The organism is Nonomuraea sp. NPDC050540, from assembly GCF_044457485.1.
Taxonomy (GTDB): domain Bacteria; phylum Actinomycetota; class Actinomycetes; order Streptosporangiales; family Streptosporangiaceae; genus Nonomuraea.
Window position 1 is genome coordinate 349407 of sequence record NZ_JBITHA010000006.1, and the last position, 23295, is coordinate 372701.

Below are 23295 nucleotides of genomic sequence, written 5' to 3' on the forward strand. Positions count from 1 at the left end.
CCGGCCTGCCGCCCCCGCGAGAGCGGGCCGCCCTGCCGGGGGTGCCTCCGTGCGAGTTCGCGGCACGTTTGGTGAAATGGCACCCATGACCGTCGCTGAAGAGCTGCCCAGCGGAACCGACCCGGCCGTGCTGCGCAAAACGCTGGACGAGGTCCGGCGCGTCATCGTGGGTCAGGAGCACATGGTGGAGCGCCTGGTCGTGGCCCTGCTCGCGCGCGGCCACTGCCTGCTCGAAGGCGTACCGGGCGTGGCCAAGACCCTGGCCGCCGCCACGCTGGCCACGGTGGTGGGGGGCACGTTCGCCCGCATCCAGTTCACCCCCGACCTGGTGCCCAGCGACATCGTCGGCACCCGCGTCTTCCACCCGTCGAGCGAGAAGTTCGACGTCGAGCTCGGGCCGGTGTTCGTCAACTTCCTGCTCGCCGACGAGATCAACCGCGCCCCCGCCAAGGTGCAGTCGGCGCTGCTGGAGGTCATGGCCGAGCGGCAGGTCACGCTGGCCGGCGTCACGAACCCGCTGCCCAGGCCGTTCATCGTGCTGGCCACGCAGAACCCGATCGAGTCCGAGGGCGTCTACCCGCTGCCTGAGGTCCAGCGCGACCGCTTCCTGTTCCGCGTACGCGTGCCGCACCCGAGCGCGCACGAGGAACTGGAGATCCTGCACCGGATGAGCGTGACCCCGCCGGTGCCCGAGCGGGTCCTGGAGCCGGACACGCTGATGGCGCTGCAGGAGCAGGCCGAGCAGGTCTCGGTGCACCAACTCGTCGCCGACTACGTGGTGCGCCTGGTGATGACGACGCGCTCGCCCGCCGAGTACGGCCTGCCCGACCTCGCCGAGATGATCGAGATCGGCGTCAGCCCGCGGGCCACGCTGGGACTCGTGTCCGCCGGCCGGGCGCTGGCGCTGCTGCGGGGACGCGACTACCTGCTGCCCGACGACGTGCGCGACGTGGCCGTGGACGTGATGGCGCACCGGCTGATGCTGACGTTCGACGCGCTGGCCGACGGGGTGGATCCGGAACAGGTGGTCCGGCAGATCCTGCACGCCGTGCCGCCGCCCCTGGTGGTCTGGAACCAGAACCGATGACGGAGGCGGGAGCCGTACCCCCGGGGAAGCGCGGCGCCGAGCACGCGCTGCGGCGGCTGGAGCTGACCGTCACCCGGCGCCTGGACGGGCTGCTGCACGGCGCGCACCAGGGACTCCTGCCGGGAGCGGGCAGCGAGGCGGGCGACAGCCGCGTCTACGTGCCCGGCGAGGACGACGTGCGGCGTATGGACTGGGCGGTGACCGCACGCACGACGGTCCCGCACGTGCGGGACCTGATCGCCGACCGCGAGCTGGAGACGTGGGCGCTGGCGGACCTGTCGGCCAGCATGGACTTCGGCACCGCCGACACCGACAAGCGCGATCTCGTGGTGGCCGCGATCGGCGCGATCGGCTTCCTGTCCAGCCGGATGGGCGACCGGTTCGGGGCGCTGGTGCTGCACGAGGAGTTCATCCACCGGCTGCCGGCGCGCACGGGCCGCCCGGCCCTGTACGGGCTGCTGCACGCGCTGATGGACGCGCCGCGCGGCGGTCCCCGGCAGGACGCTCCCGACCTGGCCGAGGGCATCGACGTGCTGGCCGCCACGCGCAGGCGGCGCGGCATGCGGCTGGTCGTCTCCGACTTCCTCGACGCCCGGCCGTCCCTCGACCCCGACGCCGAGCGCCCATGGGAGCGCCCGCTCCGGCGGCTGGCGGCCCGGCACGAGGTCCTGGCGGTCGAGGTGATCGACCCCCGCGAGCTCGAACTACCCGATGTCGGGCAAATCGCGTTCACTGATCCGGAGAGCGGGAAGGTACGCGACGTGCACCTTTCACCCAAGGTACGGCAGGCGTACGCGGAGGCCGCGGCTCTGCAGCGCGAGGGCACGCGGGTCGCCCTGCGCCGGGCCGGCGCCACCCACCTGGTGCTGCGTACCGACCGCGACTGGGTGTTCGACGTGGCGCAGTTCGTGCTCCGCCGCCGCAGGATGGCCCACCTCGCCCACCGGAGGGGCGCGTGACGTTCCTGTCCCCGGCCTGGCTGTGGCTGTTCGCGCTGATCGTGGCGCTGATCGGCGGCTACGTGGCGGCCATGTTCCTGCGCCGGCGCTACACGGTGCGCTTCACCAACCTCGCCCTGCTCGACCTCGTCGCCCCCGAGGGCCCCGGCTGGCGCCGGCACGTGGCGCCCGCGCTGTTCCTGGTGATGATGTCGCTGCTGGTCATCGGCGCCGCCCGGCCCGCCGACCAGGTACGGGTGCCGCGCGACCGGGCCACGATCATCATCGCGCTGGACGTGTCGTTGTCGATGGAGGCCGACGACGTCCAGCCCAACCGCATCAGCGCCGCCAAGGCCGCCGCCCAGGCCTTCGCCCGCGACCTGCCCGAGCGCTTCAACGTGGGCGTGGTCGCCTTCGCCCGCTCGGCCAACGTGGTCATCTCCCCCACCACCGACCACCAGGCCGTGGTGACCGCCATCGGCAACCTGACCACCCGGCCGGGCACCGCGATCGGCGAGGCCGTCTTCAACGCGCTCGACTCGATCCGCTCCTTCGACCAGCAGGCCGCCACCGACCCGCCGCCCGCGGCGATCGTGCTGCTGTCCGACGGCGACAACACCTCCGGCCGCTCGGTGCCCGAGGCGATCGAGGCCGCGACGTCCGGGCGCGTGCCCGTCTCCACCATCGCGTACGGCACGCAGGAAGGCACCGTCTCCATCGACGGCCGGGAGGTGAACGTGCCGGTCAACAAGCAGACGCTCCAGTCGTTGTCCGAGGGCACCAGCGGCCGGGCCTACGCCGCCGAGTCGGGCACCGAACTGCGCGAGGTCTACGAGCAGATCGGCACCTCGCTCGGCTTCAAGCTCGTCAACCAGGAGATCAGCCAGTGGTTCATCGTGGCCGCGGTGCTGCTGGGCGCGCTGGTGGCCGGTGCCTCGGTCTGGTTCGGTGCCCGGATCCCGTAACGTTTCTGCACGTGGCCCACTACTTCTCCGAGCGGCCTGACACGAGCCACAAGCCGGGCTCGGTCAGTCTCGTGCTGCCCGATCTGCACCTGCGGCTGGAGACCGACAGCGGCGTGTTCTCCCCCGAGCGGGTCGATCTGGGCACGAAGATCCTGCTGGAGAGCGTGCCACCGCCGCCGCGGGAAGGCGACCTGCTCGACCTGGGCTGCGGCTACGGGCCGATCGCGCTGACGATGGCCACGCGGGCGCCCGGAGCGACCGTCTGGGCGGTCGACGTGAACCGGCGCTCGCTGGAGCTCACGGAGCGCAACGCCCAAGCCGCCGCCCTTTACAAAGTAAGACCGGTTCATATCGACGACGTACCAGATGACGTGAAATTTCGGGCTATCTGGTCTAATCCGGCGATCCGGATCGGCAAACCGGCACTCCACGCCATGCTCACCAGGTGGCTGTCGCGGCTGACCCCCGACGGCGTCGCCTACCTGGTCGTCCAGAAACACCTCGGCTCCGACTCCCTGCAGCGCTGGCTCGGCGAGCAGGGCTGGCAGGCCTCCCGTGAGGCTTCCAGGGCCGCGTACCGAATCCTGAAGGTGACACGATGAGAAGGCAGCTTCGCCCCACGGACGTGAAGCGGCTCAACCGCACCTGGCGGCGCGGCACCGAACACCGGATCGCGCTGATCCTCGAATCGGTGACCGGCCCGTTCAACGTCGGCTCGATCTTCCGCAGCGCCGCCGCGTTCGGCGTCGACACCATCTGGCTGGCCGGCAACGCGACCCCGCCCACCAATCCGAAGGCGGGCAAGACGGCGCTCGGCACCGACCGCCTCGTCACCTGGCACGAGCCCATGCCCGCCGTCGACGCGGTCAAGGCGGCCCGCGAGGACGGCTACGCCGTACTGGCGATCGAGCTCACCTCCGACGCTCAGCCGATCTTCCGCGCCGACCTCGCCCGCGACATCTGCCTGGTCGTGGGCAGCGAGGACCACGGCTGCTCGCCCGCGCTGCTCGACGCCGCCGACGGCGCCTGCTACATCCCGCAGGTCGGCCGGGTCGGCTCCTTCAACGTCGCGGTGGCCGCGGCCATGGCACTGGCCGAGACCCGCCGCCAGGAATGGGCAGCCCTGCCTGATTCGTAACCCAAACGTTCACCCACGGAAGGCATACTCGACCCGTGCTCAGCCGTCGATTCCCGTTCCTCGACCATCCGGGCCCCCTGGCCTTCGCCCACCGGGGCGGGGCGCTCGAAGGACGGGAGAACACCGCTGCCGCCTTCGAGCGGGCCGTCGCTCTCGGCTACACCTACCTGGAGACCGACGCCCACGCCACCTCGGACGGCGTGCTGCTGGCCTTCCACGACCACACGCTCGACCGGGTGACCGACCGGCGCGGACGGATCGCCGACCTGCCCTACAGCGCGGTACGCCGGGCCCGCATCGGCGGCGCGCACGAGATCCCCCTGATGGAGGACCTGCTCGGCAGCTTCCCCGAGGCCCGCTTCAACATCGACGTCAAGGAGGCCGGCGCGATCGCCCCGCTGGCCGAGGTGGTCAGGCGCACCGGCGCCCACGACCGGGTCTGCCTGACCTCCTTCTCCGACGAGCGCCTCGAACGGGCCAGGGCGGCGATGGGCCGCGAGGTCTGCTCCTCCCTCGGGCCGCGCGGCGTGGCCGCCCTGCGCACCGCCGCCAGCACCTCCGGCTACGGCCGGCTGCTCACCCGCCTGGCCCGCTCCGGGGTCCCCTGCGCGCAGGTCCCGGTGGGCTTTCGCGGCCTGCGCGTGACGACCAGGGCCCTGGTGCACACCGCGCACGCCGTCGGCATGCAGGTGCACGTGTGGACCATCAACGACCCGCTCCGCATGGAACGCCTGCTCGACCTGGGCGTCGACGGCATCATGACCGACAACATCTCGGGCCTGCGCGACGTCCTCGACCGGCGCGGCCTCTGGCATCCCGGCTCCCTGGCCGCATAGGAGAAGCATGACCGTCCCCTCACCCCCCGCGGTCTTCGACGACTCCCCCGCCGCGCGCAAGCGCGAGCAGTGGGGCTGGTACTTCTACGACTGGGCCAACTCCGCCTTCCCGACGACGGTCCTGACCGTCTTCCTCGGGCCGTACCTGATCACGATCGCCGAGGCGGCCGCGAACGGCGCGCCGTACGTGGACGTGCTCGGCTTCGACGTACGGCCGGGCGCGTACTTCTCCTTCGTCGTCGGCGTCGCGGCGATCATGCAGATCATCTTCATGCCGGTGGCGGGCGCGCTGGCCGACCACACCGGGCGCAAGAAGGAGCTGATGGGCTTCTTCGCGATCCTGGGCGCGCTGGCCACGGTCTGCTTCTGGTTCGTCGGCGACGGCCGCTACATCCTCGGCGGCCTGCTGTTCCTGATCGCGAACGTGGGCTTCGCGTGCGCGTTCGTCATCTACAACTCCTTCCTGCCCGACATCGCCACGCCCGACGAACGGGACAAGGTCTCGGGCATGGGCTGGGGCTTCGGCTACCTCGGCGGCGGGCTGCTGCTGGCCGTGCACCTGGTGCTGTTCCTGTTCGGCGAGGACCTGCTCGGCATCGACAAGGGCACCGCGGTGCGCATCGCGCTCGCCTCGGCCGGCCTGTGGTGGGGCGGCTTCACGATCATCCCGCTGCTGCGGCTGCGCAACCGGCGCGGCCCCGCCCCGCGCCGCGAGACGGCGGGCCAGGCGATCGGCGGCTCCTTCCGCCAGCTCGGCCGCACCGCGATCGGGCTGAAGGCCTACCCGCTGACGCTGGCCTTCCTCGTCGGCTACCTGCTCTACAACGACGGCGTCCAGACCGTCATCTCCTTCTCCGCGACCTTCGCCGAGAAGGAGCTGGGCCTGGACACGACGGTGCAGATCGGCGCCATCCTGATGGTGCAGTTCGTGGCGTTCTTCGGCGCGCTGCTGCTGAGCTTCGTGGCCTCGCGGATCGGCGCGAAGAAGGTCGTGCTGATGGCGCTGGTGGCCTGGACGGCCGTCGTCGCGATCGCCTACTTCCTGCCCGCGGGCTCGGCCGCGGCCTTCTACGCGCTCGGCTTCGCGATCGCCATCGTCATGGGCGGCACGCAGGCGCTGTCGCGCTCCCTGTTCTCCCACGTGATCCCGAAGGGCAAGGAGGCGGAGTACTACAGCCTCTACGAGATCAGCGACAAGGGCTCGACCTTCCTCGGCTCGGCCACCCTCGGCATGGCCATCCAGCTGTCGGGCAGCTACCGGCTGGGCATCATCTCGCTGGTCGTCTTCTTCATCCTGGGCGGCGCCATCCTGGCCGCGGTCAACCTGCCCAAGGCCATCCGCGCCGCCGGCAACGACGTCCCGGACAAGCTCTAGTCCGGCTTGGCCAGCACCATCGTCCCCGGCCCCTGCGCGGCGCCGGGGCCTCCGACGATCGTGATCGTGTCCGCGCCGGCGGCGCCGCCGCAGTGCGGGCACGTCACCTCGGGCGTGAACTGCCGCCCGCAGGAGTGGATCAGCAGCGCGGGCGGCCCGCCGGGCGGCGTCGCCCACCGGTCGCCCCACGCCATCAGCGTGATGAGCGCGGGCACGATGTCGCGGCCCGCCTCGGTCAGGTGGTACTCGTGGCGGGCCGGCCGTTCCTGGTAGGCGACCTTCTCCACCACGCCCGCCGCCCGCAGTCGCTCCAGGCGTTGCGTGAGCAGGTTGCGCGAGATCCCGAGGTCCTCGCTCAGCTGGTCGAACCTGCGCAGGCCGAGGAAGAGGTCGCGCAGGATCAGCGGCGTCCACGGCTCCGCCACCACGCCGACGGCCTGGGCGATGGAGCAGTGCATGTCCCCGAACCTGTTCATGACCCCAGCATAGTCAGTTGATAAAGTGAACCCATGACGGTTCATTTTCAGGACTCACTCAACGCGGTCAGCCGCCGCTACCGCGAGGCCGGCGAGGCCAAGGACGTCGACGCCCTGATGGCCACGCTCTCCCCCACGGTCTCCTTCCACTCCCCGCTGAGCGCCCGCGCGGGCTTCTCCGGGCACGCGCAGGTCCGCGAGCTGTTCACGGTGGCGCTCGGCGCCCTGCGCGAGCTGCGCTACCACACCGACGTCGGCGACGAGCGCACCCGCATGCTCGCCGCCACCGCCCGCCTCGGCAAGCACGAACTGGAGGAGGCCGTCCTGCTCAGGATCGGCGAGGACGACCTCATCGAGGACGTCACCATGTGGATCAGGCCGCTGCCCGCGCTCACCGCCATGATGGCGGCGCTCGGCCCCGGCCTGGCCCGCGCCGCCGGCAAGCCCGCCCTGGCGGCGCTGGTCGGCGCCTCGGTCAAGCCGCTGGCGTTCATGACCGACTTCGGCGACCGCACGCTGGTGCCCCTCGTCACTCCGAAATGACGCGTACGTGCGCGCAGTGGCGGAAGACGTCGTCCGGGTCCCAGGCCGACTTCACCCGCCGCAGCCTGCCGTAGCGCTCCTCTCCCATCGCCCAGCGCACCCGGTCGTCGTCCGGCGCCTCCAGGTTCAGGTACGTGCCGGTCACCTCGTGACCCCGGATCGCGGCGGTCACCTTGGCCGTCCAGGCCCGGTTGGCCTCGTCGTCGGCCGGGTCCGTCCAGACCGCCATGGGGTGGATGAGGTAGCGGCCGCCCTCCCGGCCCGGGTAGGCCGAGTCGGGGCCGTTCCTGACCGCCTCCGGCATCGCCGCGACGACCAGTTGCGTCAGCGGGCTGGGGGCGGTCATCGCGGCGTCCTGCAGGTCGGCGACGAGGTCCGGCGGCAGGCCGCGGACCATCTCGGCGCTCCACCGGTTGCGCCAGCCCGGCTGGGCGCCGCCGTCGATCATCGACTGCAGCGCCACGTAGGGCATCGGCTGGACGGCGTCGAACAGGGGCTCGGCCGCCGCGTACAGGGGCCTGATCAGCTCCTTTCCGGCGTCCGGGTCGCCCAGCCACACCGGCGCCACCGCGAGGACCGGCCGGCCGACCACGTGGCCGGGCACGAACGGCTCAGGCGGCGCCGTCATGAAGATCACCGCGCCGTTGAAGTCGGGGAACTCCTCCAGCCCGGCCAGCGCGTCCAGGACGGCCGGCGCGTCGGCCACCCGGTAGCCGATCAGCCCGCCGAGCATCAGCGGCTCCACCGGATGCAGGCGGAAGGTGAAGGAGGTGACGACCCCGAAGTTGCCGCCGCCGCCGCGCAGCGCCCACATGAGCTCCGGCTCGTCCCGCTCGGTGACGGAGACCACGCGGCCGCCGGCGGTGACCATCTCCACGCCGATCAGGTTGTCGGAGGTCAGGCCGTGCCGTCCCGACAGCCACCCGTGGCCGCCGCCCAGCGTGAGCCCGGCAACGCCGGTGTGGCTCACCCGGCCGCCGGGGACGGCCAGGCCGTGGGCCTGCGTGGCCTGGTCGACGTCGCGCCAGGTCGCGCCGCCCCCGACCACCGCGGTGCGCTCGCGCGCGTCCACGGTGACGCCGCGCAGCGCGGACAGGTCGATCACCAGGTCGCCGCCGAGCGCGAGCCCGGCCACGCCGTGCCCGCCGCCCCGCACGCTCACCTCCATGCCACGGGTGCGGGCGTGGGCCAGCGCCACCACCACGTCCTCGGTGCCGCCGGCCCGCACGAGCAGCGCGGGCCGCCGGTCGATCATGCCGTTGTAGAGCCTCCTGGCGTCCTCGTAGCCCGGGTCGTCGGGGGTGAGCGCTTCTCCTCGTACGGCGAGCCGCATCGTTGTCTCCTCAGGCCGTGTAACCGATGGCGCCCAGCCTGGACGGGCGACCTTCCACCTCCGTTTCACCGGCGTCTCACCGGCGAGCCTGGGATAATCCAGCCCATGTCATCGCCCTCCGGCCTGGACGTCCTCGTGCTCGGACCGGTCGTGATTCGCGCCGGTGAGGCTCTGGTCCGTCTGGAGCGCCCGCTCGAACGCGCGCTCCTGGCCCGGCTCGCGCTGGCCGGCGGGCGCCCCGTCCCCGACGAACGGCTCGCCGCCGACCTGTGGGGCGCGGCCGAGCTCACCCGGCCCACCGAACGGCTGCGCGTCCTGGCCTCCCGCCTGCGCACCGCCCTCACCGCGGCGCCGTCCCCGTCCTCGTCCTCGTCCGGTGCGCGGCTGGTGAGGGCGGCAGGCGGCTACTCCCTCGACGCCGGACCCGCCGACCTGCGCGCCGCCCGCGAGGCGGCCGAGAGCCTGCACGCCGCCGTGCGCGCCGGCGACCACCGCTCGGCCAGGGCGGCCGCGGCCGAGGCGCTCGGGTTGTGGCGCGGCTCGTCGCTGGAGGACCTGCGATCCGTTCCCTTCGCCGCCGCGGAGGGCGAGCGGCTGGACGCGTGGCGCTTCGACCTGCTCGTGGAGCGGCTGCAGGCCGACCTGGCCCTGGGCGCCGCCGCCGAGGCCCGGCCCGAGCTGGAACGGCTGGCCGCCGAGCACCCCCTGCACGAGCGGCTGCACGGGCTGCTGGCCACCGCCCTCTACCAGAGCGGACGGCAGGCGGAGGCCCTGGACCGGCTGGCCAGGCTACGCCGCACGCTCGCGGAGGAGCTCGGCGTGGACCCGGCCCCGGAGACGGCGCGGCTGGAGATGCTCCTGCTGCGCCAGGACCCCTCCCTGCTCCACGAACGGCCCGGCCCCACGCGAGAGGCGGGGGCGGCGCGCGAACCCGCCGTCGGCGAGCGGCCGGGAGAAGACGCGCGGCCGGGAGAAGACAGGTCACCGGGAGAAAGCAGGCGGCCAGGAGAAGACGGGCAGCCGGGAGCAGACGGGCGGCCGGGAGACGGGGCGGTGCGGCTCCCCGGGCCCGCGACCAGTTTCGTGGGCCGCGACGGCGACCTGGCCGCCCTGGTGGGCCGGTTGGCGCGGCCGGGGCTGGTGACGCTCACCGGCGGGCCGGGCAGCGGGAAGTCCCGGCTGGCGATCGAGGCGGCCAGATCGGTGGCCGGGCAACGGCCCGCCATGGCGGCGCGACAGCGACCGATCACGGGGGCCGGGCGGCGGGCGGTCACGGTGGTCGAGCTGGCTCCGCTCCAAAGGCAGGACGCGATCTGGGCGGCCGTCGGCGCCGAGCCCGGCGACCCGGCCGAGGCGGCCGCGCGGCTCGACGGCTCCCTGCTGGTGCTGGACAACGCCGAGCACCTGGTCGAGGCGGTGGCGGAGCTGGTGATGGCGCTGCTGGGCCGTACGACGGAGCTGACCGTGCTCGTCACCTCACAGCGCCCGCTGCTGGCCCCCGGCGAGGAGTTGCACAGGGTCGGGCCGCTCGCGCCCGCGGCGGCGGCGCGGTTGTTCCTGCAGCGGTGCGCGCCCGACCAGATCGGCGCCGACCCCGACGCGGTGGCCGCGATCTGCGCCGCCGTGGACCGGCTGCCGCTCGGCATCGAGCTGGCCGCGGGACTCACCCGGGCGCTGACCGCGGCGCAACTGGCCACGCGCGTGGAGGACCGCCTGCGGCTGCTGGTCGGTGGCGGGCGCGGCGCCGGCGGACGGCACACGAGCCTGCGCTCCGCCCTCGACTGGAGCCACGACCTGCTGGAGGCCCGCGAGCGCGCGGTCCTGCGCCAGGTGTCGGTGTTCAGCGGCGGCTTCACGCTGGAGGCCGCCGAGCACGTGGCCGCCGCGCGCATGCCGGTCGGCGACGTCGCCCCCGCGCTGGCCGAGCTCGCCGACCGCAGCCTGGTGACGGTGGAGACCGGCGGTGGCGGGCGCAGGTTCGGGCTGCTGGAGACCGTCAAGGACTACGCCACGGTACGGCTGGCCGCCGCCGGCGAGACCGAGCCGGCCCGCGCCGCGCACCTGGCCTGGTGCCTCGACTTCGTCAGGCAGGCCGGCGACCCCGACGACTTCGCCGGGGCGGAGGCGGTCGGCGCGGTGTTCGCCGAGTGGCCGAACCTGCTGGCCGCGCTGGACGGCGCCCCGGGCACCGAGCGCGCCGCCGACGGCCTGCGGCTGGCCCTGGAGTTGCACACCCCGTGGCTCATCCGTGGCTGGTACGCCGAGGCCAGACGCCACTTCGCCGCCCTGTCCGACGCCCCTGGCAGCACCCGGGCGGAACGCGCGGCCGCCCTGTGCGACCACGGCTTCGTCACGACCATGGTCGGCCGCTTCGACGAGGCCGCGGACCTGCTGGCCAAGGCCGCGGACCTGGCCGACGACGACACGCTGACCATGAACGTCCGCTACTACCGCGGCATCGTGGAGATCGAGCGCGGCCGGCTGAAGGACGCCCTGGCCCCGCTGCTGGAGGGCCAGGAACTGGCGGAGCGGCTGGCCAACAGGCAGCGCAGGTCCGCGTTCGCCGACGCGCTGGGCACCCTGTACCTGTACACGGGCCAGGCCGAGGCGGCGCTCGACCGCTACGTCACCGCCAACGCGCTCGACCGGGAGAGCGGCGACGAGCACGGCCTGGCCAGGGGCCTGAGCAACCAGGCCCAGGCGCTGCTGGCCATGGGCCGTACCCGCGAGGCGGTGGCCTGCGCCGACGAGTCCGGCCACTACGCGACCCGGCTCGACGACCGGCAGATCCTGCCGCTGAACGAGCTGATCAGGGGCAACGCCCGGCTCGCCGACGGCGACACGGGCGCGGCGCAGGCGCACCTGCGGGCGGCGCTGGCCTACGCGGCCGAGGACGGGACCGGGGCGAGCATGGCGCACATCGACCTGGCCGACGTGCTGATCCTGCGCGGCGACCTGGACGAGGCCGGTTCGTTGCTGCGGGCGGTCTACGCCGACGCGCCGGAGGGCAGCACGCCGTGGCTGGCCGCCAGGGCGGTCTCGGCGGCGCTGACGCTCGCCTCCGGCGACCGGGCAGGCGCCGGGGACCTGGCCGAGGCGACGGCCTCCGCGTACGCCGCCTCGGGGTTCGGCTGGCCCAGGTACACCGCCCGGCTGGCCGAGGTCCGCCACTCGCTGAGCCACTAGCGGCCGGCGATCCGCGCGTCCAAGGCCACAGCTTGGGCGTCCAAGGGCCTCAGCCTTCGGTGATCTGGGCGTCCAGGGGCTCGCCGTACCCGCCGAGCTGGACCTTCACCGACGCGACGTTCTCGGGGGGCGCGGGCAGCAGCCCCCACAGCGTCACCTCGGCGCCGGCGGGCAGCACGTCGAGCTTGCCCGGCATGAAGCCGGAGCTGAGCGTGCCGACGAAGTCGAAGTAGGTGGGCTCGGCGAACCCGCACAGCTCGTGGCGGCTGCCGGGGCCGCTGACCGACAGCTGTCCCGTGGTCAGCTCCTTGGGCGTGAAGTGGTTCTCGTACGACAGCGGCGCGGGCTCGGAGCCCGGGTTGGTCACCTTCACCGAGGCCAGCAGATAGCCCGACAGCCGGCGCACGCTGTCGACCTCGGCCCGCAGTCCGGCGTCGGCCAGTTCGCCGCCGGAGACGGGCGCCTCGGGCTCGCGCCGGCCGTCGACCTCGACCTCGACGCGCCGGTTCCTGGCCCGTCCCCGGGGGTCGTCGCTGCCGTCCGGCTTGGCGTTCGGGGCGACGGGGTCGCTCTCGCCGTGGCCCTTGGCCCGGTAGTCGAAGGTGTCGCCGAGCGAGGGCCCCAGCGCCTGGCGGACCGCCTGCGCCCGGGCCTCGGACAGCGTCTGGTTGTCGGCGTCGCCGCCCACCCCGTCGGTGTGGCCGTCGACGGTGACGGTGCCGGAGGAGGCGCCGACCCGCTCGCCCAGACCGGTGATCGCCGACCTGGCCGCCGGTGACAGTTTGGCGCTGCCGAACTCGAACAGCACGTCGCTGGGCAGCGTGAACGCCTCCTTGCCGCCCTTGCCGACCTTGCAGACCAGCGCGCCCACCTGCGCGTCGCCCTGCCCGGGCGGCACCGCGCCGTCCTCGGGCCCGGCGGGGCCGATCGGCACCATCACGGGCCGCAGGCCGTTGAGCGCCACGAGCAGTTCGGAGGTCTCCCCGGGCGGCGCGGTGAACACGGCCGTCACCGGCGTGCTCCCACCGGGCTCCACGTCCACGTCCTCGCTGATGCGCCCTTGGCCGGAGTTGCCCGCCAGGCCGTAGGCGGTGCCCGTGACCGGGTCGACGAGGGCCACGAGCCGTTCGCGGGCGTCCAGGCCGAGCGCGCCGAGCGACAGCTCTCTGTCCGTGCCGTTGAACAGGTCGAACCGCAGCGCCAGCTCCTTGTCCCCGGACCTGGCCAGGCGCAGGTTCCTGCCCTCGACGGGCAGCGCGGTGGAGACGGCGGGGGCGACGATGCCGGGATCGGGCCGCCGCGGCCGGGGCTTGTTCGCGCTCGGCCGTGGCTCGTCCTCCGTGGAGCGGGGCTCCTCCCCCGCGAGGGCGGAGGGTTCCCCCGCGGGGGCGGAGGGCTCGTCTCGCCCGGCGGCGGGAGGGGGGAGCACGCCACAGGCGGACAGTCCGATGACGAGGGCCAAGCCGCAGGCCAGGCGCCGGGTGTGAGGGGTCATGGCGATAGCGTGCCGGGGGCGCGTTCCACGGACGTCTCACCGGCGTCTCACGCGAACCGCCTCGCGGAGAGCAGCGCTCTTGACACATGCGCTCTCATTCGAGAGCATTGCTCTCACAACAGAGCAATGCACTTCAAGGAGAACCCGATGCCCGCCCCTCGTCTCACCTCCGCCGCCTTCGCGGCCACCGGCCTGATGTTTCTGCTTTATCCCGTTCTGCGGCCCTCGGGGGACGACGCGGCGGCCATGGCCTCGGCGAACTGGGTCATCGGGCACCTCGCGGCCATGCTCGGGTTCATCCTGCTCGGCCTCGCCGTACTCGGGCTCCACCAGGTCCTCGGCGACCGGCTCTCGCTGCGCGCCGCGGTCGTGACCTGGATCGGCGCCGGGCTGACCCTGCCCTACTACGGCGCGGAGGACTTCGGGCTCAACGTCATCGCCAAGCGCTCCCTGCGCGACGGCGCGCCCGCGCTGATGGAACTGGCGCAGGAGTTCCGTTATGGGACGGTCGAGGTCACGATGTTCGCAGGTGGCCTGCTGCTGCTCGGCGTCGGCGCGGTCATGGCCGCGGTGGCCGTCTGGCGCACGGGCGTGCTGAACAAGTGGAGCGCGGTGCCGCTGGCGGCCGGGTTCGCCCTGTTCATCCCGCAGTTCTTCGCGCCGGTCTACGCCCTGCGCATCGCCCACGGAGTGCTCATCACGCTGGGCGCGCTGTGGCTGGCCGTGGAAATGTGGCGCTCGCGAACCGCGTGAAACAAGAACTTCCTCCCACTCCTGGCGGCCTGAGCGGTTGGATCACGCTCCGGGTGGGAATCCCATCACGGTACCAAGCGTTAGACACCGTGGGAGACAGACCCCCCATCTTAGTGGGGGCCCTGTAGGAGGCATTTAGACATGGGCGAGCGCGCACTTCGTGGCACCCGGCTCGGGGCAACCAGCTACGAGAACGACCGTAACACGGATCTGGCCCCGCGCCAGGAGGTGTCCTACACCTGTCCGAAGGGCCATCGCTTCGAGGTTCCGCTTGCCGCTGAAGCCGAGATCCCCGCCACCTGGGAGTGCCGCATGTGCGGCGTGACCGCGGTGCGCGTGGACGGCGAGCAGCCGGAGTCGAAGAAGGCGAAGCCACCGAGGACGCACTGGGACATGCTCCTGGAGCGGAGGTCCATCGAGGACCTGGAAGAGGTGCTCAACGAGAGGCTGGCCGTCCTACGCGCCCAGCGTCGCAAGAGCGCCTGACACATTCTCACGGTGAAGCCCCCGGGCCCTGACGGGTCCGGGGGCTTTGGCTTGTCCGCGACGGCCGCTCAGCCGCCGTCGCGCTCCTCCCTGATGACCTCGCCGTGCACGACCTTGCCGCCCGACGGGTCGGCCGGGGAGCTCTGGTCCGCGCGCTGGAAGGGCACACCCAGGTTCGCGTACGGCGAGGCCGCCGCCATCGCCTTGACCCGGCGGGCGAAGAACCACGACCCGAGGCGGCGCATCATCGGCCGCGTGAACGGCAGCACGCACAGGAACCCCGCGATGTCGGTCAGGAATCCCGGCGTCAGCAGCAGGGCCCCGCCCACGAGGATGAGCCCGCCGTCGGCCAGCTCTTTGTCCGGCATGCGCCCCGACTGCAGCGACTCGTTGATGCTGCGCCAGGCCCGGCGCCCCTCGCGGCGCACGATCCACGCGCCGAACAGGCTGTCGGCGATCAGCAGCGCCACCGTGGTCCAGCCGCCGATCACGGAGCCGACCTGGATGAGCACCCAGATCTCCAGCACGGGCACGACCAGGAAGGCCAGGAAAAGCAGGAGCCGGACCATCGATTTCCTCATTCGGGCAGGCGGACGCCGTTTACTGACGGTACAACGTCCGGGCCGCCCCGGACGTTCCGCGCGAGGACGGCGTCAGCGGCGGCGGCGCAGGCGTGAGGGCAGCCCGGTGACGCCCCAGAGGCTCACCCGCCACAGCGCCTCGGTGATGACCTTGCCGCTCATCTTGCTGACCCCGTTGACCCGCTCCACGAACGTGATCGGCACCTCGCGGGCGCGCAGCCCGCTGCGGACGGTGCGCAGGGTGAGGTCGACCTGGAAGCAGTAGCCCTGCGACTCCACGCCCGACACGCCGATCTTCTCCAGCGTGGCGGCGCGGTAGGCGCGAAAGCCCGCCGTGGCGTCGCGGATCGGCAGGCCCAGGATGAGGCGCACGTAGACGTTGGCGCCCCGGGACAGGAACTCGCGGTGCGCCGGCCAGTTGACGACCTTGCCGCCGGGCACCCAGCGCGAGCCGATCGCCAGGTCCGCGCCCTCGGCCAGCGCCTCCAGCAACTTGGGCAGCTCCTCGGGCTGGTGGGAGCCGTCGGCGTCCATCTCGACGAGCACGTCGTAGCCCTCGCTCATGCCCAAGCGGAACGCGGCGATGTAGGCGGCGCCGAGCCCCTGCTTGCCCGGCCGGTGCAGGACGCGGACGTGGTCGTCCTTGGCGGCCAGTTCGTCGGCGAGGTCGCCGGTGCCGTCGGGGCTGTTGTCGTCGACGATCATGAGGTGCGCGTCGGGCACGGCGGCCCGGATCCGTTCGGCGATCAGCGGCAGGTTGTCACGCTCGTTGTACGTGGGTACGACGATGAGCACCCGGCCAAGCGTCTCCATGGTCAGTCGTTACCCCATCCGATCGTCTCGGCGCCTGCCGCGCCACGCGGCGGCGCCTACGGCCCCCACACCCATCACCATCAATGCCCATTCGGGCGCCGCGCCCACCGTGGTGGCGAGCGTGGCCCGGGTCCTTACGGGCACCTTGACCACGTTCATGTCGGCGACCCCCTCGCGGGTCTGCCAGGAGACCTTACCCTCCGGCGTGACGAAGGCGGAGATCCCTGTGGTCGCGGCGGTCACCACGGCTCGATTGTGCTCCACCGCGCGCAGCTTGGACATGGCAAGTTGTTGCGGGGGAAGATTGGACAGCGCGTAGGTGGCGTTGTTCGTCTGCACGGCCAGCGGCGTGCCACCGGCCCTGACGGTCTCGCGGACGGTCGCGTCGAAGGCCACCTCGTAGCAGTTGACGGCGCCGATGGTGACCGGGCCCATCCGGAGGTCGCCCGGCCTGGTGCCCGCCACCGACTGCCGCCCGACGAGCCTGGCCCGCTCGAACAGCGCCAGGAAGACCTCCTTGAACGGCGTGTACTCGCCGAACGGGACGAGCTGCTGCTTGTCGTAGTAGGCGCCGGGTCCCTTGACCGGGTCCCAGACGAGGCTGCGGGTGGCGCGCTCCGCGTCGCCGATCGAGACGACCGCGCCGACCAGCGTGGGCACCCCGACGTCCTTGACCGAGTCGTCGATGACCGAGCGGGCGAACTCGCTGCGGTAGGGGTCGATGTCGGTGGAGTTCTCGGGGAGGATGACGATGTCCGGCTTGAGTACCTTGCCCTCGCGCGCGGCCTGGGCCAGGCGCTTGGTCTCGTTGGCGTGGTTCTGCAGGACGATGGCGGGTTCCTCGCCGAAGGCGTACATGCCCTTGCCGGGCACGTTGCCCTGGACGATGCCGATGTTGATCGACCTGCCCTCGTCGCCCGGCCGCGGGATCGCGAGCGCCGCCAGCGGTACGGCCAGCGCGAGCGCCAGCGGCGCCACCGCCAGGCGCCTGTCACGCGGCTCTGGGGCGCCGGTGGCCCGGCGCAGCGCCGGAAGGTGCCGGACGGCCGCGTAGGCGATCAGCGAGCCGCACAGCGCCACGACGAAGGTCACCAGCGGCACGCCGCCGAGCGCGGCGTACGGGGTGAACGGCGACTCGCCCTGGCTGAAGGCGACCCTTGCCCAGGGGAAGCCGCCCACCGGGAAGGTCGAGCGGCACCACTCCATGCCCACCCACAGCGCCGCCGGCCACAGCGGCCACCAGGGCAGGCGCAGGGTGAGCCGGGTCAGGAAGGCCCAGGCGGCGTAGAAGAGGCTCTCGACGCCGACCAGCGCGATCCAGGCGTCGACGCCGATCGGGCTGACCCACCACAGGGTCGGCAGCAGGAAGACCACGCCCGCCAGGTAGCCGAGCCAGGCGGCGCGGCGGGGGCGGCAGCCGTACACGGAGATGACCAGGAGCGCCAGGCCGATCGGCGCGCTCCACCACCAGTCGAGCGGCGGGAAGGCGAGGAAGAGCGCGAGCCCTCCGGCGACGGCGGCGGCCACGCGGGCGAGCAGGCGCGCGGGCGGTTCCTTCGGCCACGTCACCGACGGCGTGGCGGGCGCGGCGGGGCCGGGGAGGGGCGAGGGCGGTGGGGCCGCCGCTTTCTCCTGCACCACGCCGGTCTCCTCGCGATCGCTTCAAGCCGTCGCGCAAACGGTACCGCCTGGCCGGGGCGATCGGCTCCGCGCCTGGCCAGGAGTGCCGCACCTGGCAGGGTGACCTCGCGGGCCGTCGGCCGCGAGATCACCCGGCGCTTGTGGTGATCCACTGGCACGGGAGCGGGAAGAGGGCCCGGAAACCCTTCGGACCGGACCCGTCTCGTCGGCGGCGAGCGCGGAATTCCGTTGTCTACTGGGCTACCGGGCCCGTCCCGGGTCCAACCCCCCGCCCGGTTGGGGTGCCCCGACTCGACGGACCGACGGCCCTGCACCTGGCTGTGTGGACGGAGTCGCGCACAATTTGTCACGCTCCGTCACGGACGCAGGATCCGACGATGTCAGAGACGGCCAACCGGCCAAGTCCCGTGCTGGACTGCGCAGCAAACTACCGACTCCAACTCAGATGTCAACCGTGTCCCGATCAGCGGAAACATCAAGTTTTCGCAGGTAGTCCATGGGAGCGGCAGGGGGACCGGGCGGTGACCCGCCATGACCCAGCCGGGGAGCCGCCGCGCTAAAGCCCATTTGTCGGTCCATTTCCTCGTGGCCGCAGGCGGCTCAAGGCGGGCCCCAGCGGGCGATCGTGGGCGACGCCGAGGCGTTGTGTGGCGCGGGTCAGGGCCACGTAAAGATCGCTCGAACCGCGCGCCGACTGCTCGACGATCAGTTGCGGTTCCGTCACGATCACGGAGTCGAACTCCAGCCCTTTCGCGTCCGCCACGCCCATCACCGCCACCGGCGCGTCCAGCGCGGCCGCCCCGCCGCCCACGGCCGTGCCGGGCACCGCCGCGGCGACGCTCGCGCCGAGCGTGCCGACCAGGACGTCCGGGGCGACGACCACGACCTTGCCGCCCTCGCCCACCTCGGCCTTGACCAGGTCGGGCAGCTCGGTCAGCGGCGCCGACCAGGGCGTCGCCCCGCTCTCGCGCACCGAGGTCGGCGCCCGCAGCTCGGGGTCGATCGTGGCCAGCACATCGGCGGCGACCGCCATCAGCTCCACGGGAGTGCGGTAGTTCACCGTCAGCTTCTCCTGGCGCCAGCGCCCGGCCACATAGGGGTCGAGGACGTCGGCCCAGGCGCGCGCCCCGGCCGCCGAGCCGGTCTGGGCGATGTCGCCCACGATCGTCATCGAACGCGTGGGGATGCGGCGCATGAGCGCCCGCCAGGCCATCGGCGACAGTTCCTGCGCCTCGTCCACGATGACGTGGCCGTAGGCCCAGGTGCGGTCGGCGGCGGCTCGCTCGGCCGTGGTCAGGTAGGGGCCGCCGCCGCGCTGGCGCTCGGCCAGCCGCTCGGCCTCCATGACGTCGGACAGACCGGTCAGCTCCAGGACCTCGCGCGCGTAGGCGAGCTCGGCCTCGCGCTCGTGCTCCTCGGCCTGGCGGGCCGCGGCGAGGTCCTCCTCGGCCTGGGCGGCGCTGGCGCGCAGCACCTTCTCGTCGATCTCGCCCAGAAGCTCGGCCGCCTCGTCCAGCAGCGGGACGTCGGACTCCGTCCAGTCCCCGCCCTCCCTGCGCAGCAGCGCGCGTTCCGCGGGGGTCAGGACGGAGGCGGCGTAGTCGAGCCGCTCGGGCGAGCCGTACAGGCCGAGGAGGAGACGCTGCGGCGTCAGGTAGGGCCAGAAGCGGTTGAGCGCCGTGCGCACCACCTGCTCGGTGCGCAGTTCCTCGCGCAGGTCCGCCAGTTCCTCGTCGTCGATCAGGCCCTTGCCCATCTTCTTGGCCGCCTGGCGGGCCAGGGCGTTGAGGATGGACCGCACGAACACCGTGCGCGCCTGGTTGTGCGGGCGGCGCGAGCGGACCGCCTTGTTGCGCGCGGCGTCGAGCATGCCGGGCTCGATCGTCAGTGTGTAGCGGCCCAGCGGGAGCTGGACGGGCTTGCGCTGGACGCGCTGGCGGTCGCGCACGGCCCGCGCGATCACCTCGGCCATCCTGATGTCGCCCTTCAGCGCCGCCGCCTGCGGCCGGTCGCGGGCGGTGGCGTTCAGGCCCGGGTAGAGCTCGCCGACCGTGGACAGCAGCACGTCGGTCTCGCCGAGCGAGGGCAGCACCTGCTCGATGTAGCGCAGGAAGGTCAGGTTGGGGCCCAGGATGAGCACGCCGCGCCGTTCCAGGCGCTCGCGGTGGGTGTAGAGCAGGTAGGCGGCGCGGTGCAGCGCCACGACCGTCTTGCCCGTGCCGGGGCCGCCCTGGACGACCAGCACGCCGTTGAGGTCGGCGCGGATGACGCGGTCCTGCTCGGCCTGGATCGTCGCCACGATGTCGCGCATGCGGCCGGTGCGCTTCTCGTCCAGCGCCGCCAGCAGGGCGGCCTCGCCGTTCAGGGTGGCGCGGTCGGCCTCGCTGATCCCGTCGAGGTCCAGCAGGTCGTCGTCGACCCCCACCACGGTACGGCCGCGCGTCTGCAGATGCCGGCGGCGGGTGACGCCCATGGGAGCGGCCGGCGTGGCGCGGTAGAAGGGCTGGGCGACCGGCGCGCGCCAGTCGATGAGCAGCCGCTCCTGCTCGTCGTCGGTGAGGCCGAGCTTGCCGATGTAGAGCCGGCCTTCCTCCGTGTGGTCCAGCCGGCCGAAGACCAGTCCGCGCTCGACCGCCCACAGGCGGGCCAGGCGGTTGGCGTACATGTCGGCGAAGGTGTCGCGTTCGGAGCGGTTCTGCATGGTGCCGACGGCCCCGGTGGCCAGGACGTCCTTCAGCTGGCTCTGGGTGCGCTCGCGCAGCACGTCAAGCCGGGTGTACAGGCGGGAGACGTACTGCTGCTCCTTGGCCAGCTCGGTTTGACGGGCGGTGGTGGGACCACTAGTGTTTGTGGTGTTAATGGGACACTCCGGGCCATTCTGCTAGTTGTTACGACAAATCACGACCTTAGCATGCCTGTTGAGACACCCAGGATCTTCCTTTCCTTGAGACGGTCACGTCTTGGTTTCACCTCTTGACCGATCCTGCCAGGACTCCGTACGTTCACACCAAGTTAGGAAACTTTCCTAACCCTCAACCCAGGAGCCGGGAGCCCCAGATCCCGAGGGTGAGGACGTGGCGAGGGAGATGTCGTGAGTGGTCCGGTTCCTGGTACTCCAAGTCTGCTCCGCGCGATCAACGACCGCGCGGCCCTGCAGGCGCTCCTGGAGCGAGGGCCCCTGACGCGCCCCGAGATCGGCACCCTGACCGGCCTGTCCAAACCCACCGCCTCCCAGCTCCTGTCCCGTCTGCAGGACGCCGGCCTGGTGGTCCTCGACGGGATCAGGGAAGGACTGCCGGGCCGTACAGCAGAGGTTTACCGGATCAACCCCGCCGCCGCCTACGTCGGCGCGCTCGACGTCACCCCCGATCGCGTCCAGGCGCGGGTCGCGGACATCACCGGCGCCGTCGTGGGCGAGTACACGCTACCCACGACGCGCCGCCCCTCGGGCACCCTCGTCGAACGGCTGCGCGCCGCCCTCGACGGCGCCAACGCCCCCGGCCCGCTGCGCCGCGTGGTCATCGGCGTCCAGGGCGCCATGGACCCGACCACCGGCCGCCTCGGCTTCGCCACCGCCAAGGACGTGCCGGGCTGGCTGATCCCCGACCTGGTGCCCACCCTCGCCGAGGGCCTGGACGCGCCGGTCGACGTCGAGAACAACGTCAACCTCGTGGCGCTGGCCGAGCAGGCCCACGGCGTGGCGCGCGGGCACGGCGACTTCGTGCTCCTGTGGGCCGACGAGGGCATCGGCATGGCCATCGTGCTCGGCGGGCGGATGCACCGCGGCGCCACCGGCGGCGCCGGCGAGGTCGGCTACATGCCCACGCCCGGCGCCCCCACCGCGCGGGAGGCCGGGCGCTACGCCAACCACGGCTACCAGGCGCTCAGCGGCGGCCCCGCCGTACACACACTTCTCCAGTCCTACGGCGTGCGCGGGTCCGACTTCCGCCAGGCCATCGCCAACGCCACGCGCGCCGCCCAGGGAAGCGGGCAGCGCGCCGACGACGCCAGGGCGGGGCTGCGCGATGTCGCGGCCCGGCTCGCGGTGGGGCTGGCCTCGATCACCTCGGTGATCGACCCGGCGCTCATCGTGCTGACCGGCGGCACCGTGCTGACCGGCGGCGAAACCCTGCGTGAGCTCGTCGAACACGAGCTTCACGCGCTCACCACCCTTCGACCTCAGGTGCGCTTGTCGACCATGGAAGGCAATCCCGTCCTCGCCGGCGCGCTCGACCTGGCCCTCGACACAGCCCGTGACGAGGTCTTCAGCAGTACGGTTTCCACGCCATGAGGAGGCACCCCCCGTGCGCTTCGTCCCCCTGGCGGTCGCCGGGCTCACAGCCCTGGTCCTGACCGCCTGCACAGCGGGCAAGGAAGCGGCGCCGTCACTCGGCGCCCAGCCCAAGCCCTCAGGATCGGCCTCGCAGGCGCTGCCCGCGGCCACACTCGAACTCTGGCACGGTTTCGCCACCGATGCCGAGGCCAAGGCGTTCGAGGACTCGGTCGCGGCCTTCACCAAGAAGTTCCCGCAGATCACCGTCAAGACCAAGAAGGGCGTCCAGGACGACCAGATCACCGCGGCCATCCGCGGCGGCAAGGCGCCCGACGTGGCCGCGTCCTTCACCACCGACAACGTCGCCCAGTGGTGCAAGTCGGGAGCGTTCCAGGATCTCACCGCGGTCATCAAGCAGGACGGCATCGACCTGTCGGTGCTGCCCGAGGCCTCGCGCGCCTACACGGAGTTCGACGGCAAGCGGTGCACGATGCCGCTGCTGGCCGACGCCTACGGCCTGTACTACAACCGCGCCCTGATGAAGGGCAGCGAGCCGCCCAAGACGCTGTCGGAGCTGACCGAGCTGACCAAGAAGCTCACGGTCCGCGACGCCAACGGCGACATCAAGGTGGCCGGCTTCATCCCCAGCGCGCAGTACTACGAGAACAGCCCGTCGCACCTCGGCCCGATGGTCGGCGCCAAGTGGTACAACGACGACGGCACCTCGGCCATCGGCACCGACCCCGCCTGGAAGCAGTTGCTGACCTGGCAGAAGGAGCTGGTCGACTGGTACGGCTACGACAAGCTGGAGAAGTTCCGCAAGGGCCTGGGCGACGAGTGGGGCGCCGAGCACCCGTTCTTCAAGGGCAAGGTCGCCATGATCCTCGACGGCGAGTGGCGCAACGCCATGATCGCCAATGACCCCAAGGCCAAGAGCCTGGACTACGGCACCGCCCCCCTGCCGGTCGCCGACGACAAGCCCGACCTGCACGGCAGCGGCTTCACGGCCGGAACCGTCATCGGCGTCCCCAAGGGCGCCAAGAACCCGCAGCACGCCTGGGAGCTGATCAAGCACCTGACGACCGACACCGACTCGCTGGTGACGCTCTCGAACGCGCTGCGCAACGTGCCCACGACCAAGGCAGCGATGGAGTCGCCCAACCTGGCCAAGGACGACAACTTCAAGACCTTTCTCGACATCTTCGCCCACCCGAAGACCTCGACGCTGCCCGCCAACGTCAACAGCGTCTTCAACCAGGACGCCTTCTCCACCTTTATGGCCTCCTGGGAGAAGGGCCAGGTCAAGGACCTGGACGCCGGGCTGAAAGAGGTCGACAAGCGGATCGACGACAAGATGAAGCTGTCCGGAGGCTGAT

The 23295-nt window shown here is 72.3% G+C and carries 20 protein-coding genes; 13 read left to right on the forward strand and 7 right to left on the reverse strand.

Going from position 1 to position 23295, the window contains the following annotated elements:
* Window positions 1–85: 85 nt before the first annotated feature.
* From ACIBI5_RS22785 to ACIBI5_RS22815, 7 genes are read left to right on the forward strand one after another with little or no spacing between them, the layout of a single operon-like run.
* Window positions 86–1087 (forward strand): AAA family ATPase, encoded by a 1002-nt coding sequence (locus tag ACIBI5_RS22785; RefSeq protein ID WP_397249785.1) that lies wholly within the window; start codon window positions 86–88, stop codon window positions 1085–1087.
* A complete protein-coding gene (locus ACIBI5_RS22790; protein WP_397249787.1) occupies window positions 1084–2046 on the forward strand; it encodes a DUF58 domain-containing protein in 963 nt (320 codons plus the stop codon). Before ACIBI5_RS22785 ends, ACIBI5_RS22790 begins: the two co-directional genes overlap by 4 nt.
* Complete coding sequence (locus tag ACIBI5_RS22795) at window positions 2043–2990, forward strand: VWA domain-containing protein (RefSeq protein WP_397249789.1); 948 nt, start codon at window positions 2043–2045, stop codon at window positions 2988–2990. The genes ACIBI5_RS22790 and ACIBI5_RS22795 overlap by 4 nt, the downstream gene beginning before the upstream one ends.
* A gap of 11 nt (window positions 2991–3001) precedes the next feature.
* Entirely contained in the window at window positions 3002–3592 is a 591-nt protein-coding gene (locus tag ACIBI5_RS22800) for a class I SAM-dependent methyltransferase (RefSeq protein WP_397249791.1), read from the forward strand.
* Window positions 3589–4128, forward strand: coding sequence for a TrmH family RNA methyltransferase (locus tag ACIBI5_RS22805; protein WP_397249793.1), 540 nt, complete (start codon window positions 3589–3591; stop codon window positions 4126–4128). Before ACIBI5_RS22800 ends, ACIBI5_RS22805 begins: the two co-directional genes overlap by 4 nt.
* A gap of 35 nt (window positions 4129–4163) precedes the next feature.
* Window positions 4164–4964: a glycerophosphodiester phosphodiesterase gene (locus ACIBI5_RS22810; RefSeq protein ID WP_397249795.1), complete on the forward strand. Its 801-nt coding sequence runs from the start codon at window positions 4164–4166 to the stop codon at window positions 4962–4964.
* A 7-nt stretch (window positions 4965–4971) separates the two neighbouring features.
* Window positions 4972–6339, forward strand: a complete 1368-nt coding sequence (locus tag ACIBI5_RS22815; RefSeq protein ID WP_397249797.1) for an MFS transporter — start codon at window positions 4972–4974, stop codon at window positions 6337–6339.
* Here ACIBI5_RS22815 and ACIBI5_RS22820 read toward each other — a convergent pair.
* A complete protein-coding gene (locus ACIBI5_RS22820) occupies window positions 6336–6815 on the reverse strand; it encodes a winged helix-turn-helix transcriptional regulator (RefSeq protein ID WP_397107367.1) in 480 nt (159 codons plus the stop codon). The genes ACIBI5_RS22815 and ACIBI5_RS22820 overlap by 4 nt on opposite strands.
* Before the next feature lie 33 nt (window positions 6816–6848).
* Between ACIBI5_RS22820 and ACIBI5_RS22825 the strand changes: the two genes are divergently transcribed.
* Window positions 6849–7358: a nuclear transport factor 2 family protein gene (locus ACIBI5_RS22825; protein WP_397249799.1), complete on the forward strand. Its 510-nt coding sequence runs from the start codon at window positions 6849–6851 to the stop codon at window positions 7356–7358.
* Here the strand turns inward: ACIBI5_RS22825 and ACIBI5_RS22830 are convergent.
* Complete coding sequence (locus tag ACIBI5_RS22830; protein ID WP_397249801.1) at window positions 7345–8691, reverse strand: FAD-binding oxidoreductase; 1347 nt, start codon at window positions 8689–8691, stop codon at window positions 7345–7347. The two genes, ACIBI5_RS22825 and ACIBI5_RS22830, sit on opposite strands and share 14 nt — an antisense overlap.
* 105 nt (window positions 8692–8796) lie before the next feature.
* Here ACIBI5_RS22830 and ACIBI5_RS22835 point away from each other — a divergent pair, with 105 nt between their 5' ends.
* Complete coding sequence (locus tag ACIBI5_RS22835) at window positions 8797–11877, forward strand: AfsR/SARP family transcriptional regulator (RefSeq protein WP_397249803.1); 3081 nt, start codon at window positions 8797–8799, stop codon at window positions 11875–11877.
* 49 nt (window positions 11878–11926) lie between these two features.
* Here ACIBI5_RS22835 and ACIBI5_RS22840 read toward each other — a convergent pair whose 3' ends face one another.
* Window positions 11927–13372 carry an OmpA family protein gene (locus ACIBI5_RS22840; RefSeq protein ID WP_397249805.1) on the reverse strand — a complete coding sequence of 482 codons (1446 nt, stop codon included), beginning with the start codon at window positions 13370–13372 and terminating at the stop codon, window positions 11927–11929.
* A 147-nt stretch (window positions 13373–13519) separates the two neighbouring features.
* Between ACIBI5_RS22840 and ACIBI5_RS22845 the strand changes: the two genes are divergently transcribed.
* Together ACIBI5_RS22845 and ACIBI5_RS22850 are read left to right on the forward strand one after the other, a co-directional pair.
* On the forward strand, window positions 13520–14125 hold the full coding sequence (locus tag ACIBI5_RS22845; protein ID WP_397249807.1) for a hypothetical protein: 606 nt from the start codon (window positions 13520–13522) through the stop codon (window positions 14123–14125).
* Window positions 14126–14266: 141 nt separating this feature from the next.
* Window positions 14267–14611 (forward strand): RNA polymerase-binding protein RbpA, encoded by a 345-nt coding sequence (locus tag ACIBI5_RS22850; protein ID WP_184968423.1) that lies wholly within the window; start codon window positions 14267–14269, stop codon window positions 14609–14611.
* Between the two features lie 68 nt (window positions 14612–14679).
* On the opposite strand, the gene ACIBI5_RS22855 is transcribed toward ACIBI5_RS22850, so the two are convergent.
* From ACIBI5_RS22855 to ACIBI5_RS22870, 4 genes are all read right to left on the reverse strand, one after another.
* Window positions 14680–15180, reverse strand: coding sequence for an FxsA family protein (locus ACIBI5_RS22855; protein ID WP_397249809.1), 501 nt, complete (start codon window positions 15178–15180; stop codon window positions 14680–14682).
* Between the two features lie 84 nt (window positions 15181–15264).
* Window positions 15265–16005: a polyprenol monophosphomannose synthase gene (locus ACIBI5_RS22860; protein ID WP_397249811.1), complete on the reverse strand. Its 741-nt coding sequence runs from the start codon at window positions 16003–16005 to the stop codon at window positions 15265–15267.
* A gap of 9 nt (window positions 16006–16014) precedes the next feature.
* Window positions 16015–17646: an apolipoprotein N-acyltransferase gene (gene lnt / locus ACIBI5_RS22865; protein ID WP_397249813.1), complete on the reverse strand. Its 1632-nt coding sequence runs from the start codon at window positions 17644–17646 to the stop codon at window positions 16015–16017.
* A 556-nt stretch (window positions 17647–18202) separates the two neighbouring features.
* Window positions 18203–20347 carry a HelD family protein gene (locus tag ACIBI5_RS22870; protein ID WP_397250316.1) on the reverse strand — a complete coding sequence of 715 codons (2145 nt, stop codon included), beginning with the start codon at window positions 20345–20347 and terminating at the stop codon, window positions 18203–18205.
* 390 nt (window positions 20348–20737) lie between these two features.
* Here ACIBI5_RS22870 and ACIBI5_RS22875 point away from each other — a divergent pair, with 390 nt between their 5' ends.
* Together ACIBI5_RS22875 and ACIBI5_RS22880 are read left to right on the forward strand one after the other, a co-directional pair.
* On the forward strand, window positions 20738–21937 hold the full coding sequence (locus ACIBI5_RS22875; RefSeq protein ID WP_379624492.1) for an ROK family protein: 1200 nt from the start codon (window positions 20738–20740) through the stop codon (window positions 21935–21937).
* A gap of 13 nt (window positions 21938–21950) precedes the next feature.
* Window positions 21951–23294, forward strand: coding sequence for an ABC transporter substrate-binding protein (locus tag ACIBI5_RS22880; protein WP_397249815.1), 1344 nt, complete (start codon window positions 21951–21953; stop codon window positions 23292–23294).
* Window position 23295 lies beyond the last annotated feature (1 nt).

What these genes read in the sequence shown, in the direction of transcription:
- ACIBI5_RS22815 (WP_397249797.1), top strand. Translation starts at nt 4,972, where the DNA reads ATGACCGTCCCCTCACCCCCCGCGGTCTTCGACGACTCCCCCGCCGCG.
- ACIBI5_RS22855 (WP_397249809.1), bottom strand. Translation starts at nt 15,180, where the DNA reads ATGGTCCGGCTCCTGCTTTTCCTGGCCTTCCTGGTCGTGCCCGTGCTG.
- ACIBI5_RS22820 (WP_397107367.1), bottom strand. Translation starts at nt 6,815, where the DNA reads ATGAACAGGTTCGGGGACATGCACTGCTCCATCGCCCAGGCCGTCGGC.
- ACIBI5_RS22835 (WP_397249803.1), top strand. Translation starts at nt 8,797, where the DNA reads ATGTCATCGCCCTCCGGCCTGGACGTCCTCGTGCTCGGACCGGTCGTG.
- ACIBI5_RS22850 (WP_184968423.1), top strand. Translation starts at nt 14,267, where the DNA reads ATGGGCGAGCGCGCACTTCGTGGCACCCGGCTCGGGGCAACCAGCTAC.
- ACIBI5_RS22830 (WP_397249801.1), bottom strand. Translation starts at nt 8,691, where the DNA reads ATGCGGCTCGCCGTACGAGGAGAAGCGCTCACCCCCGACGACCCGGGC.
- ACIBI5_RS22845 (WP_397249807.1), top strand. Translation starts at nt 13,520, where the DNA reads ATGCCCGCCCCTCGTCTCACCTCCGCCGCCTTCGCGGCCACCGGCCTG.
- ACIBI5_RS22825 (WP_397249799.1), top strand. Translation starts at nt 6,849, where the DNA reads ATGACGGTTCATTTTCAGGACTCACTCAACGCGGTCAGCCGCCGCTAC.
- ACIBI5_RS22790 (WP_397249787.1), top strand. Translation starts at nt 1,084, where the DNA reads ATGACGGAGGCGGGAGCCGTACCCCCGGGGAAGCGCGGCGCCGAGCAC.
- ACIBI5_RS22805 (WP_397249793.1), top strand. Translation starts at nt 3,589, where the DNA reads ATGAGAAGGCAGCTTCGCCCCACGGACGTGAAGCGGCTCAACCGCACC.
- ACIBI5_RS22870 (WP_397250316.1), bottom strand. Translation starts at nt 20,347, where the DNA reads ATGCAGAACCGCTCCGAACGCGACACCTTCGCCGACATGTACGCCAAC.
- ACIBI5_RS22840 (WP_397249805.1), bottom strand. Translation starts at nt 13,372, where the DNA reads ATGACCCCTCACACCCGGCGCCTGGCCTGCGGCTTGGCCCTCGTCATC.
- ACIBI5_RS22860 (WP_397249811.1), bottom strand. Translation starts at nt 16,005, where the DNA reads ATGGAGACGCTTGGCCGGGTGCTCATCGTCGTACCCACGTACAACGAG.
- ACIBI5_RS22785 (WP_397249785.1), top strand. Translation starts at nt 86, where the DNA reads ATGACCGTCGCTGAAGAGCTGCCCAGCGGAACCGACCCGGCCGTGCTG.